Here is a 19,768-nt window from a genome sequence, read left to right as displayed (position 1 = left end):
AGATTTGGCTCTTAACTTCAGAGCCATTTCAATAAAAATGTAGGAGCCAATCATGCGCACGAGCGTTCTGTCCGACTGGCTGGCGCAGCGCCTCGATCGGGGCAACGGCCAGCCGATCTATCGCCAGTTGCATCGGCTGTTGCAGCAGGCGATCCTGTCGCGCGAATTGCCGGCGGGCACCAAGGTGCCGTCGTCGCGTTTGCTGGCGCAGGAGTTGGGCATCGGGCGCAATACGGTCACGCAGGTGTACGAACAGCTGGTGCTGGAAGGCTATGTGAGTTCGGCGACCGGGCGCGGCACGTTCGTCGCCGACAGCGCGCCGGATGAGATCGTCGGAGCGCTTGACGGCAGTGCGCACAGTGGCGACGCGTCAATTTGCGATGCGCGGGGCGAGGACCTGGCGGGCGCGCTGCACGCGGTTTCCGGTTCGACGTCGTCAGCGTTACCGCCGCAGGCGAGCCGCGCGCTGTCCGCACGCGGCTCGCGGCTGATCGCGGGCGCGGGCGTGTCCAAGCGGCAGTGGGGCGCGTTCATGCCGGGCGTGCCGGACGTCACGAAGTTTCCGGCGCGCGTCTGGAGCCGCCTGCATAACAAGTACTGGCGGCGGCTGCGCCCGGACCTGCTTACTTACGCGCCGGGCGGTGGGCTGCCCGCGCTGCGCCACGCGCTGGCCGACTATCTGCGCACCTCGCGCTCGGTGCGCTGCACGCCCGGGCAGATCATCGTGACCACGGGGATTCATCAGTCGGTCGACCTCGCCGTGCGCCTGCTGTCCGATCCGGGCGATGTGATCTGGACCGAGGACCCGTGCTACTGGGGCGTGCGCAGCGTGCTGCATGTGTCCGGCCTGCAATCGCGGCCGATCGCCGTCGATGTCGAAGGCATCGCGCCGTCAGCCGACGATCTCGCGCAGCCGCCGAAGCTGATGCTCGTCACGCCGTCGCATCAATATCCGCTCGGCATGGTGATGAGCCTCGCACGGCGCCGCATGCTGCTCGAGTACGCGCGCCAGAACCAGTGCTGGATCATCGAGGACGACTACGACAGCGAATTCCGTTACGGCAGCCGGCCGCTCGCGTCGCTGCAAGGTCTGGATACGGCGGGCCAGGTGATCTACGTGGGCAGCTTCGGCAAGACGCTGTTTCCGGGTTTGCGCATCGGCTATCTCGTCGTGCCGGAAGCGCTGGCGGAGAGCTTTGCGACCGCGAGCGCCGAGTTGTATCGCGAAGGTCAGCTGCTACAGCAGGCGATGCTCGCGGAGTTCATCACCGAGGGGCATTTCACGTCGCATATTCGCAAGATGCGCACGCTGTACGGGCAGCGTCGTCAGACCTTGCTCGACGCCGCATCGCAACGTTACGGCGACGCGTTGCCCGCCGTGGGTGGCGATGCCGGCCTGCATCTGGTGATGCAGTTGCCCGACGGTAGCGACGACCGGCTGGTGGCCGCGGCCGCGCTGGAGCGCAACATCATCGTGCGGCCGTTGTCGGGGTATTACGCGCAGCCGTCGCTGGCGCCGTCGGGCTTGCTGATCGGCTACGCGTGCGTGCCTGACGAGGAGATCGCGCCGGCCTTCGCCACGCTCGCCGACGCGATCGACGCGACGCTGCCGCAATTCGCGTGAGCGAGCGCAGGGTGGGCGCACGCGCAGGCTTGAGGTGGGATTGCACGCGGTCTCGAAGGTGGCCTGGAAACGCGGCATCGAAGCTGGTTTGGCTCGCTTCGCAGGTGGCTTCAAGGTGGCTTCGAGATCGCTCCACAGCCTCGCTTCACAGCCCCCCGACGCCGTGCGCGATCGGCCTCAAATCCGGATCAGCACCGCCCCCAGCGTGACCAGCGCGCATGCCACGATGCGCCGCGCGGTCAGCGTCTCGCGCATGATCAGCCAGCCGATCAGCACCGCGAAAATCGAGCTCAATTCGCGCAGCGCCGAGACCATCGCAATCGGCAGATAGCGGAATGCCACGATGACGAGACAATACGCGGTAAGCGCGAGCACGCCCGACGCGATGCCCTTCATCACCACCGTGCGGCCGATGAAAAGCCCCTTCGCGCCGCCGCGCCAATGCCACGCGAGCAGGAACTGCGGGATGTTCCAGATCAGGTAGACCCACATGATGTAGCTCAGCCCGTTGCCGGCCAGGCGCGCGCCGATTCCGTCGACCACCGAATACGCGGCGATGAACAGGCCAGTCAGCAGTGCGAAGGGCACGCTCTCGCCGGAAAAACGCATGCCGCGGCGAAACGCCAGCGAGACGATGCCGAGGGACACCAGCGCCACGCCGATCGCCGCAGGCGGCTTGAGCGTCTCGCCGGCGAACACCAGCGCGCCGACGAACACGAGCATCGGCGAAAGACCGCGCGCAATCGGATAGATCTGGCCGAAGTCGCCGCTTTTGTACGCTCGGATCAGCGCCAGCAGGTAGCCGAATTCCAGCACCACCGACGCGAGGATGTACGGCCATGCAGCCGGCGCGGGCATCGGCAGCACGAGCACGCCGACCGCGCTGACCGCGATATAGGGAATCGCCATCATGCCGAGCAGCCAGACGCGGTCTTCGGATAGATGCAAAAACGCGTTCCACGTGGCGTGAAGCAGTGCCGAGAGCAACACCAGCAGGACGACAAAGGTTTCCATCGACGACCGCGCAGAGGAGGAAAAAAGGCCGGGCCGGCCGCAAGCCCGTGATTATTCCAGCAGAACGCCGCAGCGGCGCAGTGGATGACTAAAGCGAAGGGGCTTTGTGTGGAGAAAAGGGGCGCTGTGCGGCCGAGGAGAAGCGGGGGGCTGGGCGTGCGTGGGGCTCATTCCATGAAGCGTCTGTGACGGTTGAGTGAAGTCATTGCAACGTCTGGACGACTATATCTTCATGTGACTTTTTTGCGTCGCCACGAAGGCAGATCGAAGTCATTTGCTGGAACATAAAATGACGTTGTGATGACGCGATTCGCACTGCGATCCGTCGCGTATGCATGATCGCGCAGCCAGGCTATATTGCGTCATCCCATGTGCCGTCCCCAATAACCGTGCTCTTTGCGACGCCGTCATGCAACCCGCTTTCTTGAGCTTCCTTCCCGACAGCTTTGCGGAGTACGAAGATCTCAAGTCGATCCTCGACCAGGGCAGCGCGAGCTTCGAAATCCAGACCGTCTGCGAGACCACGGTGCGCGGTCGGCGATTTGACATTTACACCGCGAGCATCGGGTCGACCGATCCGCTCGCGCCGGCAATCGGTTTTTTCGGCGGCATTCATGGGCTCGAACGGATCGGTTCGCAACTCGTGCTCGACTACATGCGCGCGCTGCTCGCGAGACTTGAATGGGACGAACTGCTGGTGCGCCAATTGCAGTCGATTCGCCTCCTGTTCGTGCCGATCGTCAATCCAGGCGGGATGTGGGCAGCCAAGCGCGCCAATCCGCACGGCGTCGATCTGATGCGCAACGCGCCGCAGGACGCTGACGGGCGCGTGCCGCTGCTCGCAGGCGGTCAACGCGTCGGCGCGTGGCTGCCGTGGTATCGCGGCCGCGAGGGCGAGCCGATGGAGCCGGAAGCCGCCGCCTTGCTGCAGGTGGTCGAAACCCAGCTGGCGTCGCGGCCGTTGAGCATCGCGCTCGATTGCCACTCCGGTTACGGCTGGAGCGACAGCATCTGGTTTCCGTACGCGCGAACCCGCAAGCGAATGCCGCATCTGGCGGAGATGTACCTGCTCAAATGCATGTTTGAAAACGCGCATCCCCATCATGGCTATACGTTCGAACCGCAGAGCCATCAGTATCTGGCGCATGGCGACCTGTGGGACTTCGCGTACGACCACACTCCGCCACCCAACATCTTTCTGCCAATGACACTCGAACTCGGCTCGTGGCTGTGGATCAAGAAGAATCCGCGCCAGCTGTTTTCGCGTCAGGGCATGTTCAATCCGGTCATGGCGCATCGCACCGAACGCGTGTTGCGACGTCACGCGAACCTGCTCGACTTTTTGGCGCGTGCGGCTTTTTCGTCGCAGCGCTGGCTGCCGCAAGGCAATCGCCGCGAGCAATTGCTGCGCAGCGCGATCGACCATTGGTATAAATCGGGCAGCTCATGAGCACATGGATTCTGCTGCGCGGCCTCACGCGCGAAACCCGCCACTGGGGCCGCTTGCCCGATATGCTGCGCGACGCGTGCGGCGGCGCTGTGCTGCTGATCGATCTGCCGGGTAACGGCAAGTTCGCACACGTGCGCGCGCCGTTCACGGTCGCCGGGATGGTCGGCTTCGTGCGCGATGCTGTTTTGCAAACGGGCGTGGCCGGGCCGTACCGGGTGCTGGCGATGTCGCTCGGCGGCATGGTGGCGACCGACTGGGCGCAACGGTATCCCGGCGAGATCGAACGGCTCGTGCTGATCAATACCAGCATGCGGCCGTTCAGCCGCATGCGCGAGCGCTTGCGTCCGTCGGCGTGGCCGGGCCTGCTGGCGCTCGCCGCGCATTGGAGCAACGCGCCGCGTGTCGAGCGCGGCATTCATCGGCTGACGTGCCAGCGCGTCAAAACACTGGGCGCGGATCTCGCCGCGTGGAGCGAGATCCGCCGCAGCGCGCCGGTGAGCCGCGCCAATGCGTTGTGCCAACTGTGGGCCGCGGCGCGCTTTACCGCCGCCGCCGCCGCGCCACGCTGCGCGCTGCTGGTGCTCTCCTCGCGCGCCGACCGGCTGGTCGACCCGGTGTGTTCGGTGAAGCTCGCGGCGGCGTGGGGCGCGGCGCATCGCGAGCATCCGTGGGCCGGGCACGACCTGCCGCACGACGATCCGGCGTGGACTGCGGCGCAAGTCCGCGCATGGATCGAGCAGGTGCAACATCAAGACCACGATCACACGCAAACCCAGCCGCAACAACAGCGGCAAACGCCAGCGCCCGCGCCCAGAACCACCCTGTAGGCAGCTCACAGCGCAACTGCAGCATCGCGACCCGTCAGCGGGTATAACCTGACAGCGGTGCTTGCTCGCATGCGGAGCGGCAGGCGCATAATCCCGTTCAGACGATGCATGCCAATCACGCCACACTCGCCATTGCCGCTAGCCGAGGGAGTTGATCATGCAAGCAAAGAACGAGGAAGCCGTCACGCACTTGCTGAACGATGTCGTCGAATTTGCGCGGGGACGGCTGCCCGAGCCGACCTTCAACATCGTCGAACCGTTTCTGCGGCACTACTACGATTTCGTCGACGCCGACGATCTGCAAAGCCGCGCGATCGCCGACCTGTACGGCGCGGCGCTCGCGCACTGGCAAACCGCGCAGCGCTTCGTACCCGGCGCCGAACGGCTGCGCGTCTACAACCCGATCCTCGAGCAGCATGGCTGGCATTCCGATCACACCGTGGTTGAGATCGTCAATGACGACATGCCGTTCCTCGTCGATTCGGTGTCGATGGCGGTGAACCGCCAGGGGCTCGCGTTGCATTCGGTCGTGCATCCGGTGTTTCGCATCTGGCGCGGCGCGGACGGTGGCATCGCGCGGGTCAGCCTGGGCGCCGAGGAAGCCGGCGACACGCGCTCGCAACTGACCTCGTGCATCCACTTCGAAGTGGACCGTTGCGGCGATGCCGCGAAGCTCGACGCGCTGCGTGACGATATCGCCAGAGTGCTGGGCGACGTGCGAGCGGCCGTCGAGGACTGGCCGAAGATCATCGAGCTCGCACGCGCGACGATCAAAGGCATGAAGGCCGGCGAGGCGAGCCCGGATGGACTCGAAGCGCGTGCGTTTCTCGAATGGTTGGTGGCCGATCATTTCACCTTTCTCGGCCAGCGCGACTACGAACTGGTGCAGCACGACAGCGGCTACGGCCTGCGCGCGGTGCCCGGCTCCGGCTTCGGCATTCTGCGCGATGCGCGGCGGACCGGCGGCACCGCCGCCGCCACCGAAGTCACGGCCTTGCCGCCGGCCGCCGCCGAGATCATCACCAGCGCGTCGCCGATCTTTCTGACCAAGGCCAATTCGCGGGCCACCGTGCATCGACCTGGCTATCTCGACTACGTCGGCATCAAGCTGACCGGCGCGGACGGCAAGGTGACCGGCGAGCGGCGCTTCATCGGCCTGTATACGTCCACGGCCTATTTCGTGTCGGCGGCGGAAATTCCGCTCGTGCGGCGCAAATGCGCAAATATCGTGAGGCGGGCCGGTTTCCTGCCAAAAGGTCATCTGGCGAAATCGCTGGTGACGGTGCTCGAAACCTATCCGCGCGACGAGCTGTTTCAGGCCGACGAAGATCAGCTGTACGACATCGCGCTCGGTGTGCTGCGTTTGCAGGAGCATCAGCGCACGCGTCTGTTCGTGCGGCGCGATCGCTTCGACCGCTTCGTGTCGTGCCTCGTGTTCGTGCCGCGCGACAAGTACAACACCGATCTGCGGCAGCGCGTGGCTACGTTGCTGGCCGATGCGTTCAACGGCGCGAGCGTCGAATTCACGCCGCTGCTTTCGGAGTCGACGCTTGCGCGGATTCACTTCGTCGTGCATGCGAAGCCAGGCGGCATGCCCCGCGTCGATACGCGCGAACTGGAGGCGCGGCTCGTGCAGGTCGCGCGGCGCTGGCAGGACGATCTCGCCGACGCGCTGCTCGACGCCTATGGTGAAGAGCATGGCAACCGGCTGCTGCAACACTACGTGGATTCGTTTCCGGCCGGCTATCGGGACGACTATCCTGCCCGCACTGCGGTGCGCGATATCGAACTGATCGAACGGGTGCAGGGCACCGAGCGGCTCGCGATGAACCTGTACCGCCCGATCGAAGCGAGCCCGCGTGCGTTCCGCTTCAAGGTGTATCGCGCGGGCTTGCCGATCGCGTTGTCCCGCAGCTTGCCGATGCTCGAACATCTGGGCGTGCGCGTCGATGAAGAACGTCCGTATCTGATCGAGGCGGTGAGCGCGACCCCGGCGTGGATTCACGACTTCGGCCTCGAACTTGCCGACGACGCGGAGTTCGACATCGAGCGCGTCAAGGATCTGTTCGAAGAGGCCTTCGAGCAGGTGTGGACGGGCGCGATCGAAAGCGACGATTTCAATCGTCTCGTGTTGCGCGCGCAATTGAATGCGCGCGAGGTGACGATCTTGCGGGCGTATGCGAAGTACCTGCGGCAGGTCGGCTCGACCTTCAGCGACGCGTATATCGAGCGCGCGGTCACTGGCAACCCGGCCATCGCGCGGATGCTGGTCGAGCTGTTCATCGCGAGCTTCGATCCGGTGTTGGGCGACACGCGCGAGGCACGCGTCGAGAACTTGTTGAAGACGATCGACAGCGCGCTCGATCAGGTGCCGAACCTCGACGAGGACCGGATATTGCGGCAGTTTCTCGGGGTCATCAAGGCCACCAGGCGGACCAACTACTATCGCTTCGACGCCGATGGACAGCCGAAACCGTACCTGGCGTTCAAGTTCGATCCGGCGCAGGTGCCAGGTTTGCCCGAACCGAAACCGATGTTCGAGATCTGGGTGTATTCGCCGCGCGTGGAAGGCGTGCATCTGCGCGGCGGTCGCGTGGCGCGCGGCGGATTGCGCTGGTCGGATCGGCGCGAGGACTTCCGCACGGAAGTGCTCGGCCTGATGAAGGCGCAGATGGTGAAGAACGTGGTGATCGTGCCGGTCGGGTCCAAGGGCGGCTTCGTCGTGAAAAATCCGCCGCCGCCAGCCGAGCGCGATGCATGGATGCGCGAAGGCGTTGCGTGCTACCAGACGTTCCTGCGCGGCCTGCTCGATCTGACCGACAACCTGGCCGGCACGGCGATCGTGCCGCCGCCCGACGTGGTGCGCCACGACCCCGACGACCCGTATCTGGTGGTCGCCGCCGACAAAGGCACGGCGACCTTCTCCGACTACGCGAACGCGATCTCGCAGGAATATCGCTTCTGGCTCGACGACGCGTTTGCATCGGGCGGCTCGGTCGGCTACGACCACAAGAAGATGGCAATCACCGCACGCGGCGCATGGGAGTCGGTCAAGCGGCACTTCCGCGAAATGGGCGTGGATACGCAGACCATGGACTTCACGGTGGTCGGCATCGGCGATATGTCGGGCGATGTGTTCGGCAACGGCATGCTCTTGTCGCCGCATATCAAACTGGTGGCCGCATTCGATCACCGGCATATCTTTCTCGATCCGAATCCCGATCCGGCGGCCAGTCTTGCCGAACGCACGCGGCTCTTCCAGCTCGACCGGTCGAGCTGGGCCGATTACGACCCGTCGCTGATCTCGGCGGGCGGCGGCGTATTTGCGCGCAGCGCCAAGACGATTCCGCTGTCGCCGGCCGTGCAGTCGGCGCTCGGCATCAGTGCGCCGGCGCTTGCGCCCGCGGAACTGATGCGCGCGATCCTGCAGGCGCCGGTCGATCTGCTTTATAACGGTGGCATCGGCACCTACGTGAAGGCGAGCCGCGAAACGCATCTGCAGGTGGGCGACCGCGCGAACGACGCGATCCGCGTCAACGGCGCGGATCTGCGCTGCAAGGTGGTGGCCGAGGGCGGCAATCTCGGTCTGACGCAACACGGGCGCATCGAGTTCGCGCAGCGCGGCGGGCGCATCAATACCGATGCAATCGACAATTCCGCGGGGGTCGACTGCTCGGACCACGAGGTCAACATCAAGATTCTGTTGGGCCTCGTCGTCGCCGATGGCGAGATGACCGAAAAACAGCGCAATGCGCTGCTTGCCGAAATGACCGACGAGGTTGGCCTGCTCGTGTTGCAGGACAACTACTATCAGACCCAGGCGCTGTCGATTGCGGGCCGCTACGGCGTCGAACTGCTCGATGCCGAGGCGCGTCTGATGCATTACCTCGAACGCGCGGGGCGCCTGAATCGTGTGATCGAGTTCCTGCCGACCGACGAGGAAGTCGCCGAACGACTTGCGGCGAAACAGGGCCTCACTACGCCCGAGCGTTCGGTGCTGCTCGCCTATAGCAAGATGTGGCTGTACGACGCGCTGCTCGAATCGTCGATGCCGGAAGACCCGCTCGTCGCCGACATGCTGGTCGAGTATTTCCCGAAGCCGCTGCGGCAGCGCTTCAGCGAGCCGATGCAGCGTCACCCGTTGCGTCGTGAAATCCTCGCGACGCATCTGACCAACGCATTGGTGAACCGCGTCGGCTGCGAGTTCGTGCACCGGCTGATGGAAGAAACCGATGCCCAGCCCGGCGACATCGTGCGCGCCTGCATCATGGCGCGCGACGTGTTCGATCTCGACGATGTCTGGCGCAGCATCGACGCGCTCGACAACCGTGTCGCCGATGATGTGCAGGCGCGCATGTTCGTCGAGGTCGCGCGGCTCGTCGAGCGCTCGGCGCTGTGGTTCCTGCGGCATCTGCAATCGGGCACGGTCGACGGCGACGTGACCGATCTGCTCGCGCGTTGTCGCGACGCGGCGCAACGTCTTGCGCCGCAATGGCCTGCGCTGTTGCCGGCGGCGGACCTCGAAGCGTTGTCCGAGCGGCGACGCGTGCTTGTCGACGCGGGTGTGGATGGCGAGCTGGCGGTGCGGATCGCGAGCGGCGAGATCTCCGCCGCATTGCTCGACATTGGCGAGGTGGCATCGACCTGCGCGCGCAGCCTTGAACTCGTGGCGGGCGTCTATTTCGCGCTCGGCACGCTGCTCAACTACGGGTGGATCAGCGAACGCGCGGCCGCGTTGCCCGCGCCCTCGCACTGGGACATGCTGGCGCGCGCCACGGCGCTGGCCGAACTTGCGCGACTCAAACGAGCGCTGACCACGAGCGCACTCGCCGGCGCGGACGATGCAGCGACGCCGGAGGCGCTGGTGCAGACATGGCGGGAGCGGCGCGGCGCGCAACTGGAACGCTACGCGCGCCTGTTGGCGGATCTGCGCGCGACGGGCGGCGCGAGCCTGTCGATGCTGCTGGTGATCGTGCGCGAGATGGCGGCGCTCGAGCGGGCCTAGTTGCGGAGCGTGCGGCGGCATAAGCGGTATGTATCGCAATGGTCCCCATCGCACGCTTGGCACGCGTGACGGGCGCAGGCGAGCGGCGAGTGAGCTGTGGGTGAGCGCTGGGTGAGCATGAGCATGCTCAGCATGACGAGGCGTACAACGTCGCGGTTGGACGCAGCGCGCCCCGCATGTTCATAATGCGGTTTCTCGCCAACCGAAAGCTCTCTGCAATCCTCACGGACGCCCTCCCGACGATGAAAGAAGAATCGCCGAAAGCCATTTTCTACGCGCTCGCTGCCAACCTCGGCATCGCCATCTGCAAGTTCGCGGCGGCGGCCTTCACCGGCTCCGGCTCGATGTTCGCCGAAGCCATTCACTCCACCGCCGACTGCGGCAATCAACTGCTATTGCTATTCGGGCTGCGCCAGGCGCGCAAGCCGGCGAGCACGCTGCATCCGATGGGTAGCGGACGCGAAATCAATTTCTATTCGCTGCTCGTCGCGTTGCTGCTGTTTTTTGTCGGCGGCGCGTTTTCCGTGTACGAGGGCGTGCACCGTCTGTTCGCGCGTGAGCCGCTGCAGTTCGCGTTTGTCGCGTTGGCCGTGCTCGGGGTGTCGGTGGTGCTCGAAGCGCTGTCGTTGTGGGGCGCGGTCAAGGAAATCCGCAAGACGCATCCCGACAAAAGCATGTGGAGCTGGTTCAGGGAGACGCGCGAGTCAGAACTGCTGGTCGTGGCAGGCGAGGACATCGCCGCATTGGCGGGTCTCGCCATCGCGTTCGTCGCGGTGCTGCTGACGATGATCACCGGCAATCCCGTCTATGACGCGCTGGGCTCCGTCGGCGTGGGCTTTCTGCTGATGCTGATCTCGTGGCTGGTGGCGCGCGAAGTGAAGTCGATGATCGTCGGCGAATCGGCGAGCCCGGAAGTGCGCCACGCGATCGAAGCGCATCTGCGCGGGCGCGCCGAGATTCGCAGCATCATCAACATGATCACGCTGCAATGGGGGCGTCACGTGGTAGTGGCGGTGCAGGCGGAAATGATCGACTACGCGAGCGGCCGCGCGATGGTCGAAGCGATCAATGTGATCGAAGCCGATTTGCAGGCCGCCTTTCCGCAGGTGCGCTGGGTGTTTTTCGAACCGGAAGTTCCACGCGCGTGAGTGAGCGCGGCGCCTGGAAGTTGTTTGAGGCCGCGCGCTCTTTCTCGCAATAGCGCGGATTCACGTAGTTGCGCATCGTCACGACGCGCATCCGGTCATTGCGCCTGGCGACAGTGGTCATGCGGGAAATTGCACATTACGTAGTGGCAAATAATTTCTTCGCATCTATACTTCTTTCGGCTTGAAAACGGCACTCTCTCCCAATCTGCATCATAAGCAAATAAGGAAGATCATGATGCTGACTCGCTCACTCGGCGCGTTCTGCGCCTTTGCACTCGCGGCGTGCGCGGCTTTTTCGTCGGGACCGGCCAGCGCGGACGACAACGACGGCTTCTCGCAAGGCGACGCTGGCTCGCATGGCCAGCCCGTCAAGGTGATGATCATCTCGATGTTCGGCCCCGAGGGCCAGGTGTGGCTCGACCGGCTTGGCCCGTGGCGCGACATTGCCGTGGATGGTTTGTCGCCCGACTACCCGAGCGTTCATTGCAACAAGCAGGATGTTTGCGTGATGACCACCGGCATGGGCCACAGCAACGCGGCGGCCTCGATCATGGCGCTGACCTTCTCGCCGCGTTTCGATTTGCGGCACACCTATTTCATGGTCGCCGGGATTGCCGGGATCGATCCGCAGCAGGGCACGCTAGGATCGGCCGCGTGGGCGAAGTATCTGGTCGACTTCGGTATTCAGTGGGAAATCGACGGGCGCGAGATTCCGGCTGGCTGGAATACGGGCTATCTGGGCATCAACACGACGAGCCCTTCGGCCAAGCCGCCGCTCGACTACCGCACCGAGGTGTTCCAGTTGAACACGCAACTCGCCGATACGGCATTTGCATTGTCGCGTAGCGTCGCGCTCTCCGATAACGCGCAGGCTCAGGCTGCGCGGGCCAAGTACTCCTATGCGCCGGCGAATCGTCCGCCCACAGTCATTCAATGCGATACGCTGGCCGGCGACACCTGGTGGTCGGGCACGCTGCTCGGTCAGCGGGCGCGCGATTGGACCAAGATTCTGACGGACGGCAGAGGCGTTTACTGCACGACGCAGCAGGAGGACAACGCCACGTACGAGGCGCTCAAGCGTGCCGCGTCGGTGCATAAGGTCGATCTGAATCGCGTTGCGGTGCTGCGTGCGGGTTCCGATTTCGACCGGCCCTACGATGGCCAGACGAGCGCGGACAATCTGCTCAACTACGCGGCGCAGGGCGGCTTCACAATTGCTATCGAGAACCTGTTCCGCTCCGGCAATCCGCTGGTACAGGATATCGTCATGCATTGGAGCGAGTGGCGCGCAGGCGTGCCCAAACGGTAACGGCAAGCCATTTCAACCGAAATGAAATGTGCTCGCGGAGCAATACCGCGGGCACATTTACGACAGATACCGCCAGCTGCAGACTACTCACGGCGCTCAATGTTGCGGCGCGCGGTACGGCGTCCACACCGGCGTGTCGGTGTCCCATTGGTCCAGTTCGGATGGTGTCATGATGTGCTCCTTTTCGAAGAGTGCGGGGATGACGCCGCAACGATCATGTCTTATGGAAAACTAATCATTGCGGTGCCTTCGCCTTTAACTGGCGGTTTTGCTGGCCGACTCATTGGCCGATTTACTGTCCGTTTTACTGTCCATTAGCAACGCGTGTCACGTCGCCGTTGGCGCCTTCCTGCAACGCGATGCGCGCCGCTTGCGTTTGGCCGATCAGGCCTTTGTTCGGATACGTCGTGCGATTCAGCGCCGGCAGCGATCCGTCGCGATACGCGGCGACCAGTTCCGCGTTGACTTCAGCACGCGTTTTTGCAGTCGTCGTCGGTGCGGGTTGCGTTTGATAGGTGCCGGCTCGGCCGATGCCGCCACCGCCTTGCGCAAACACCGGTGCGCTTGCGAGTAACGAAAGAGCCAGACCTGCGATGAGATTGCGTTTCATGATTCACTCCTGTCGATTCATTGACAGCGCGAGCCGCGCTGCAACAGGGTGAAATGTAGGCGTGAAGGCAGTGCGGATAAATCGCACTTTTGTGAAATGAATAGTCGTGATTGCAGAACAATCGCGGTACTGACCTTGCAAACCCCGCAACTGCGCGGGCAACCGCGGCACTAGCGCCGCGGCTGAAATTCACTGTTCCAGATTCTGTACTTCAACTCCCCTCAGATTTCCATCGTTCACGCGATCCATTCGCTGATCACAGGCGTGTCGAGCATCGGCGCCGACTCGCGTTCTTCGAAGGTGCGCTTCGTGCACGTCGCGTCGAGACTGCCACGTCCGCTCAGCAATGGGCAACGGTCGAACAGCTCCGCGATCCAGTCTACGAAAACACGGACTTTGGGCGACAGATGACGACTGTGTGGATAGACTACCGAAATCGGCATCGGCAAAGGTTTCAGCTTCGGCAACACTTCCACCAGCTGCCCCGACTGCAGATGCGGCAGCACCATGAAGAGCGCCGGTTGAATCAGGCCGAAGCCTTCAAGTCCGCACGTCACGTAGGCGTCCGAGTCGTTCACCGACACGATGCTCTTCATTTTCACTTCGACTTCTTTGCCGTCCACGAGGAAGGCCCAGTCGAGCGTGCGCCCCGTGCGGCTCGAAAAGTAATTGACCGCTTTGTGATTGTCCAGGTCCTCAAGCGAGGTCGGCATGCCGGCGCGCGCAATGTAGTCCGGGGCCGCACAGGAGACGCCCTCGAACAGGCCGATGCGTCGCGCCACCAGCGAGGAATCCTGTAGCGCGCCGACTCGTACCACGCAATCCACGCCTTCCTGCAGCAGATCGACCGGCCGGTCCGACAGGCCGAGTTGCAGGTCGATGTCCGGATAGCGTTGATGGAATTCACACAGCGCTGGAATCACCAGCAGGCGGCCGATCGGTCCCGGCATGTCGATGCGCAGCTTGCCGTGCGGCTTTTTATTGCCGCTCTGAAAACTGGCCTCGGTCTCTTCGACGTCCGCGAGAATGCGCACGCAGCGTTCGTAGTATGCCGCGCCGTCCGGCGTGAGGGACAGGCGCCGCGTGGTCCGATGCATCAGACGCGTGCCGAGGAACGCTTCGAGGTTCTGAATAATCGTGGTAACGGATGCACGCGGCAGATCGAGCGTCTCCGCTGCGCGGGTAAAGCTGTTGGTGTCGACGACACGCGTGAACACTTGCATGGCCTGAAGCCGGTCCATTGCAAACCTCCAGAAAAGGGGCAGGTGCACCGGGCGGGGAATTGAATCCGCGGAGCAATCGCTTCCGATTGTTCGGGGGCACCGAATTGTGTTGCCGGATTATAGGCATTTATTTACGACTCTGCTGAACCCACAATGCGCACCATTGAAGTTCTATGCGCATTGCGCGGCTCGACATGAATGCATTCAAACCGCCGTACTCCTTTGCGCCCGCCGGCAGTGGCGCGGCAGTCGCAGATAGCACGGCACTCGACATCACCGACGTACAGATCGAAGGACACGCGCAGGACATCACGTTGCGTCTATACCGGCTCGCGAAGAAAACCGCATTGCCGGTACTGCTTTATTTCCACGGCGGCGGCTTCACGAAAGGCTCGCTCGAACAGGCCGACTTCGCTGCGCGCTATTTCGCAGAACACTTACCGGCGCTGGTCGTCTCGGTGGGCTATTCGCTGGCGCCGCAGTATCCGTTTCCCGCCGCGCCTGAAGATGCGCATCGCGCGGCACTGTGGGTGCAAACGCGTGCGCGTGCGTTCGGCGGCAATAGCAGGAAGGTCGGCGTGGCCGGCCATGATGCGGGCGGGCAACTGGCCAATTGCCTCGCGTTCATCGCGCGTGATCGTGGCGACGTGCAGATCGCCGCGCAGGCGCTGTTCGGGCCGATGCTCGATCCGAGCCTCACGCGCCTGGGCGACGAAAAGCGCTTGGGTTCGGACATCACGGCGAGAGAGTGCGCGGCGTGTTATCGCGCGTATCTGCCGCAAGCGTCGCAGCGCATGCATCCGTATGCCGCGCCGCTCGAATCGTCGCGGCTCGCGGGTTTGCCGGCCACCTTGATCGCGACCGCGCAGAACGATGTGCTGCATGTGGAAGCGGAGAAATACGCGAGCAGTCTGATCGACGCGGGTGTGCTGACCCAGGTGGTCCGCTATCCGAGTGTCTCGCATGCGGCGCTGGCCGATCATCCGCCCGCGTTGCAGGAAGCAGTGCGATTTTTCCAGTGGCGCTTCGATGCGCGCGCCCATCGATAAACAACGACTTGAATCAACGATACCGGGAGCTTCTCATGACTATCCTTCCTCTTTCCCGTCGCCGTGTGGCGATTGCTGCGCTCGTCGTGGTCGTGCTGGCCGGCCTCGGCACGTTCGGCGCGATTCGCGTGGATGCCAGCTCGCCCGCCGCGCCGACCATCGTGCCGGAAGTCGACGTCGCCACGGTGGTGCAGAAAACCATTACCGACTGGCAGAGCTATTCCGGCCGTCTCGAAGCAGTCGAAAAAGTGGATGTTCGTTCGCAGGTGCCGGGCACCATCGTATCGGTCAACTTCAAGGACGGTGCGCTGGTGAAAAAGGGCGACACGTTGTTCGTGATCGATCCGCGCCCGTATGCGGCCGAAGTGGATCGCGCCGAAGCGCAGCTCGCGGCCGCACAGGCGCGCACCGGTTACACGCAGAGCGATTGGGAGCGCGCGCAACGCCTGATCACCGACAACGCGATCGCCAAGCGCGACTACGACGAGAAGCAGAACGCGGCGCGCGAGGCGAGCGCCAACCTGAAGGCGGCGCAAGCCGCGCTCGAAACCGCGCGCATCAATCTCGGCTACACGAAGATCGTCGCGCCGGTGGCGGGTCGCGTCTCGCGTGCGGAAATCACGGTGGGCAACGTGGTATCGGCGGGGGCGAGTGCCGCGCCGCTGACCACGCTAGTGTCGGTGTCGCCGATCTACGCGTCGTTCGACGCGGATGAACAGACCTATCTGCAATACCTGAGCCGCGCGAAAGACGGCAGCAAGGTGCCGGTGGAACTGGGTCTCGCGGACGAAAGCGGCTACTCGCGCAGCGGCACGATCGAATCGGTCGACAACCGGCTCGATACGTCGTCGGGCACGATCCGCGTGCGAGCGCGTTTCGACAACCAGGATGGCGCATTGATCCCGGGCCTGTATGCACGCGTGAAAGTGGGCGGCAGCGCACCGCATCCGGCGGTGCTGATCGACGACTCGGCCGTGGGCACCGACCAGGACAAGAAATTCGTGCTGGTGGTCGATCAGGGCAATCACGTCGTGTACCGCGAGATATCGGTGGGCAGCATGCAGGGCAATCTGCGCGTCGTGAAGGACGGCCTGAAGGCGGGCGACCGGATCGTCGTCAACGGCGTTCAGCGTGTGCGCCCCGGCGACGCGGTGCGCGCGCACATGGTGCCGATGACCACCGACCAGGACCCGAACAGCGCGCCGCTCGCGCAGACGCGCGCAAAGCCGGCTGCAAGCACGGACGGAAATTCGTGAGCGCGGTGCGCCTCGGCTCGCCAGCGCGGCGCATGCTCCAACGTTAAGAGCTTCCAATGAATATATCCAAATTCTTCATCGATCGGCCGATCTTCGCCGGCGTGCTGTCGGTATTGATTCTGCTTGGGGGCATCATCTCGCTCTTCAAGCTGCCCATCTCGGAGTATCCGGAAGTGGTGCCGCCGTCGGTGGTGGTGCACGCGCAGTATCCCGGTGCGAATCCGAAGGTGATCGCCGAAGCCGTCGCGGCGCCGCTCGAAGAGCAGATCAATGGCGTCGAGAACATGCTGTACATGCAGTCGCAAGCGAATAGCGACGGCAATCTCACGCTCACCGTGACCTTCAAGCTCGGCACCAACCCGGACCTCGCGACGCAACTGGTGCAGAACCGCGTCAACCAGGCGCTGCCGCGTCTGCCGGAAGACGTGCAACGGCTCGGCGTCACGACCATCAAGAGTTCGCCGACGCTGACGATGGTGGTCCACCTGATCTCGCCGAACGATCGCTACGACATGACGTATCTGCGCAATTACGCGCTGTTGAACGTCAAGGACCGGCTCGCACGGATTCAGGGCGTCGGCGAAGTGCAGTTGTGGGGCTCGGGCGACTACGCGATGCGCGTCTGGCTCGATCCGCACAAAGTCGCGCAGCGCGGTCTGACGGCGACTGAAGTGGTCAATGCGATCCGCGAGCAGAACATTCAGGTGGCGGCCGGCGTGATCGGCGCATCGCCGTCCGTGCCGGGCACGCAGTTGCAGTTGTCGGTGAATGCGCGCGGCCGTCTGAAGACCGAGGGCGAATTCGGCGACATCATCGTCAAGACCGCGCCGGATGGCGGCGTGACTTATCTGCGCGACATTGCGCGCGTCGAACTCGCGGCGTCGGAATACGGCCTGCGTTCGCTGCTCGATAACAAGCCGGCCGTGGCGCTCGCGATCAATCAGGCGCCGGGTGCGAACTCGCTGGCGATTTCCGACCAGGTGCGCGCGGCGATGAAGGAGCTGGCCGAAGACATGCCGGCGGGCGTCGAATACCGGATCGTCTACGACCCGACGCAGTTCGTGCGTTCGAGCATCGAGGCAGTCGTGCATACGCTGCTCGAAGCGATCGCACTGGTGGTGATCGTGGTGATCGTGTTCCTGCAGACGTGGCGTGCATCGATCATTCCATTGATCGCGGTGCCGGTGTCGATCGTCGGAACCTTCTCGCTGCTGCTCGCGTTCGGCTTCTCGATCAATGCGTTGTCATTGTTCGGCATGGTGCTAGCCATCGGCATCGTGGTGGACGATGCGATCGTGGTGGTCGAGAACGTCGAGCGGAACATCGAAAACGGGCTGAGTGCGCGCGATGCGACCTACAAGGCGATGCAGGAAGTGAGCGGGCCGATCATCGCGATCGCATTGACGCTGGTCGCCGTGTTCGTGCCGCTCGCGTTCATGACCGGCCTGACGGGTCAGTTCTACAAGCAGTTCGCGATGACCATCGCGATCTCGACCGTGATCTCGGCGTTCAATTCGCTGACCTTGTCGCCGGCGCTCTCCGCGATGCTGTTGCGCAGTCACGGTGCGAAGGAAGATTTCCTGACGCGTGTGATGAATCGTCTGCTGGGCGGCTTCTTCAGACGCTTCAACAAGGTCTTTCACCGCGGCTCGGCCGCGTACGGACGGGGCGTGACCGGCGTGCTGCGCCGCAAGGGCGCGATGCTCGCGGTGTACGCGATCCTGGTGGGCGCGACCGTGCTGGTCGCACGCGTGGTGCCGGGCGGCTTCGTGCCCGCGCAGGACAAGGAGTATCTGATCGCGTTCGCGCAGTTGCCCAACGGTGCATCGCTGGATCGCACGGAGAAAGTGATCCGCGATATGAGTGGGATTGCGCTGAAGCAACCGGGCGTGGAAAGCGCGGTGGCGTTCCCTGGTCTGTCGGTGAACGGCTTCACGAACAGCTCGAGCGCGGGGATCGTGTTCGTGACGCTCAAGCCCTTCAAGGAGCGCGGCGACAGGAAGCTCTCGGCCGGTGCGATCGCCGGCGCGCTGAACCAGCAGTATGGCGCGATCAAGGACTCGTTCGTCGCGGTGTTTCCGCCACCGCCCGTACTCGGTCTCGGCACGCTGGGCGGCTTCAAGATGCAACTGGAGGATCACGGCGCGCTCGGTTACGCGGAGTTGAACAAGGCTGCGCAAGCATTCGTGAAGCGCGCGGCGCAAACGCCTGAACTCGGCCCGACCTTCTCCAGCTATCAGATCAACGTGCCGCAACTGAACGTCGATCTGGATCGCGTGAAGGCCAAGCAACTCGGCGTGCCGGTGACGGACGTGTTCAACACGATGCAGATCTACCTGGGCTCGCTGTATGTGAACGACTTCAACCGCTTCGGCCGCGTGTATCAGGTGCGGGTGCAGGCCGATGCGCCGTTCCGTCAACAGGCCGACGACATCCTGCAACTGAAGACGCGCAATGCGGCGGGCGACATGGTGCCGTTGTCGTCGCTGGTGACGGTGACGCCGACCTATGGTCCGGAGATGGTGGTGCGCTACAACGGCTACACGGCGGCCGACATCAACGGTGGACCGGCGCCTGGCTTCTCGTCGGGTCAGGCACAAGCCGCGGCCGAACGCGTGGCGGCCGAGGTATTGCCGCACGGCGTGAAGCTCGAATGGACCGACCTGACATATCAGCAGATTCTGGCCGGCAACGCAGGTCTGTGGGTATTCCCGATCAGCGTGCTGCTCGTGTTCCTCGTGCTCGCGGCGCTGTATGAAAGCCTGACGCTGCCGCTCGCGGTGATCATGATCGTGCCGATGAGCGTGCTGTCCGCGCTGACCGGCGTGTGGCTCACGGGTGGCGACAACAACATCTTCACGCAGATCGGTTTGATGGTGCTGGTGGGGTTGTCGGCGAAGAACGCGATTCTGATCGTCGAGTTCGCTCGCGAGCTCGAACATGACGGGCACACCCCGCTGTCGGCGGCGATCGAGGCGAGCCGTCTGCGTCTGCGGCCGATTCTGATGACATCGATCGCTTTCATCATGGGGGTGGTGCCGCTGGTGCTGTCGAGCGGTGCGGGTTCGGAAATGCGTCACGCGATGGGTATCGCGGTGTTCTTCGGCATGCTCGGCGTCACGCTGTTCGGTCTGATGCTGACCCCTGTGTTCTATGTGGTGCTGCGCTCGCTCGCTGGCGGGACGATTCACGTCGCGCAGAAGGACGCGCCGCACTATGCGTCGCCGGTGACGGACGCCTGAGGAGAAAACAA

Annotated in this window: 12 protein-coding genes; 9 read left to right on the top strand and 3 right to left on the bottom strand. The window is 63.8% G+C overall.

Going from position 1 to position 19,768, the window contains the following annotated elements; translation table 11 throughout:
• The first annotated feature begins 52 nt into the window (after positions 1–52).
• Positions 53–1,624, top strand: coding sequence for a MocR-like pyridoxine biosynthesis transcription factor PdxR (gene pdxR / locus BN2475_RS28870; protein WP_094782839.1), 1,572 nt, complete (start codon positions 53–55; stop codon positions 1,622–1,624).
• Between the two features lie 177 nt (positions 1,625–1,801).
• On the opposite strand, the gene BN2475_RS28865 is transcribed toward pdxR, so the two are convergent.
• The gene (locus tag BN2475_RS28865; protein WP_094782838.1) at positions 1,802–2,638 is read right to left on the bottom strand and encodes a DMT family transporter; all 837 of its coding nucleotides are present in this window, start codon (positions 2,636–2,638) and stop codon (positions 1,802–1,804) included.
• 409 nt (positions 2,639–3,047) lie between these two features.
• Between BN2475_RS28865 and BN2475_RS28860 the strand changes: the two genes are divergently transcribed.
• From BN2475_RS28860 to BN2475_RS28840, 5 genes are all read left to right on the top strand, one after another.
• Positions 3,048–4,088 carry a M14 family zinc carboxypeptidase gene (locus BN2475_RS28860; protein WP_094782837.1) on the top strand — a complete coding sequence of 347 codons (1,041 nt, stop codon included), beginning with the start codon at positions 3,048–3,050 and terminating at the stop codon, positions 4,086–4,088.
• On the top strand, positions 4,085–4,915 hold the full coding sequence (locus BN2475_RS28855) for an alpha/beta fold hydrolase (protein ID WP_094782836.1): 831 nt from the start codon (positions 4,085–4,087) through the stop codon (positions 4,913–4,915). The genes BN2475_RS28860 and BN2475_RS28855 overlap by 4 nt, the downstream gene beginning before the upstream one ends.
• A 157-nt stretch (positions 4,916–5,072) precedes the next feature.
• The gene (locus BN2475_RS28850) at positions 5,073–9,920 is read left to right on the top strand and encodes an NAD-glutamate dehydrogenase (RefSeq protein WP_094782864.1); all 4,848 of its coding nucleotides are present in this window, start codon (positions 5,073–5,075) and stop codon (positions 9,918–9,920) included.
• 242 nt (positions 9,921–10,162) lie between these two features.
• Positions 10,163–11,068 carry a cation diffusion facilitator family transporter gene (locus BN2475_RS28845; protein ID WP_094782835.1) on the top strand — a complete coding sequence of 302 codons (906 nt, stop codon included), beginning with the start codon at positions 10,163–10,165 and terminating at the stop codon, positions 11,066–11,068.
• A gap of 235 nt (positions 11,069–11,303) precedes the next feature.
• Complete coding sequence (locus BN2475_RS28840) at positions 11,304–12,377, top strand: purine-nucleoside phosphorylase (RefSeq protein ID WP_094782863.1); 1,074 nt, start codon at positions 11,304–11,306, stop codon at positions 12,375–12,377.
• Positions 12,378–12,681: 304 nt separating this feature from the next.
• Here the strand turns inward: BN2475_RS28840 and BN2475_RS28835 are convergent, their stop codons facing one another.
• Both BN2475_RS28835 and BN2475_RS28830 read right to left on the bottom strand, forming a co-directional pair.
• Positions 12,682–12,987, bottom strand: a complete 306-nt coding sequence (locus BN2475_RS28835; protein ID WP_094782834.1) for a DUF4148 domain-containing protein — start codon at positions 12,985–12,987, stop codon at positions 12,682–12,684.
• A gap of 236 nt (positions 12,988–13,223) precedes the next feature.
• Complete coding sequence (locus BN2475_RS28830) at positions 13,224–14,228, bottom strand: LysR family transcriptional regulator (protein ID WP_094782833.1); 1,005 nt, start codon at positions 14,226–14,228, stop codon at positions 13,224–13,226.
• Between the two features lie 176 nt (positions 14,229–14,404).
• Between BN2475_RS28830 and BN2475_RS28825 the strand changes: the two genes are divergently transcribed.
• The 3 genes from BN2475_RS28825 to BN2475_RS28815 are packed head-to-tail and all read left to right on the top strand — an operon-like array spanning position 14,405 to position 19,757.
• Complete coding sequence (locus BN2475_RS28825) at positions 14,405–15,259, top strand: alpha/beta hydrolase (protein WP_094782862.1); 855 nt, start codon at positions 14,405–14,407, stop codon at positions 15,257–15,259.
• A gap of 35 nt (positions 15,260–15,294) precedes the next feature.
• Positions 15,295–16,515 (top strand): efflux RND transporter periplasmic adaptor subunit, encoded by a 1,221-nt coding sequence (locus BN2475_RS28820; RefSeq protein ID WP_094782832.1) that lies wholly within the window; start codon positions 15,295–15,297, stop codon positions 16,513–16,515.
• Between the two features lie 56 nt (positions 16,516–16,571).
• Positions 16,572–19,757: an efflux RND transporter permease subunit gene (locus BN2475_RS28815; protein WP_094782831.1), complete on the top strand. Its 3,186-nt coding sequence runs from the start codon at positions 16,572–16,574 to the stop codon at positions 19,755–19,757.
• The last annotated feature ends 11 nt before the right edge of the window (positions 19,758–19,768 follow it).

The organism is Paraburkholderia ribeironis, assembly GCF_900019265.1.
Classification (GTDB): Bacteria; Pseudomonadota; Gammaproteobacteria; order Burkholderiales; family Burkholderiaceae; genus Paraburkholderia; species Paraburkholderia ribeironis.
This window is presented reverse-complemented; position numbering and strand designations above follow the sequence as displayed.

Bases quoted from the DNA above. Each gene is read 5' to 3' on its own strand.
- pdxR (WP_094782839.1), top strand. From the start codon at position 53: ATGCGCACGAGCGTTCTGTCCGACTGGCTGGCGCAGCGCCTCGATCGG.
- BN2475_RS28865 (WP_094782838.1), bottom strand. From the start codon at position 2,638: ATGGAAACCTTTGTCGTCCTGCTGGTGTTGCTCTCGGCACTGCTTCAC.
- BN2475_RS28860 (WP_094782837.1), top strand. From the start codon at position 3,048: ATGCAACCCGCTTTCTTGAGCTTCCTTCCCGACAGCTTTGCGGAGTAC.
- BN2475_RS28855 (WP_094782836.1), top strand. From the start codon at position 4,085: ATGAGCACATGGATTCTGCTGCGCGGCCTCACGCGCGAAACCCGCCAC.
- BN2475_RS28850 (WP_094782864.1), top strand. From the start codon at position 5,073: ATGCAAGCAAAGAACGAGGAAGCCGTCACGCACTTGCTGAACGATGTC.
- BN2475_RS28845 (WP_094782835.1), top strand. From the start codon at position 10,163: ATGAAAGAAGAATCGCCGAAAGCCATTTTCTACGCGCTCGCTGCCAAC.
- BN2475_RS28840 (WP_094782863.1), top strand. From the start codon at position 11,304: ATGCTGACTCGCTCACTCGGCGCGTTCTGCGCCTTTGCACTCGCGGCG.
- BN2475_RS28835 (WP_094782834.1), bottom strand. From the start codon at position 12,987: ATGAAACGCAATCTCATCGCAGGTCTGGCTCTTTCGTTACTCGCAAGC.
- BN2475_RS28830 (WP_094782833.1), bottom strand. From the start codon at position 14,228: ATGGACCGGCTTCAGGCCATGCAAGTGTTCACGCGTGTCGTCGACACC.
- BN2475_RS28825 (WP_094782862.1), top strand. From the start codon at position 14,405: ATGAATGCATTCAAACCGCCGTACTCCTTTGCGCCCGCCGGCAGTGGC.
- BN2475_RS28820 (WP_094782832.1), top strand. From the start codon at position 15,295: ATGACTATCCTTCCTCTTTCCCGTCGCCGTGTGGCGATTGCTGCGCTC.
- BN2475_RS28815 (WP_094782831.1), top strand. From the start codon at position 16,572: ATGAATATATCCAAATTCTTCATCGATCGGCCGATCTTCGCCGGCGTG.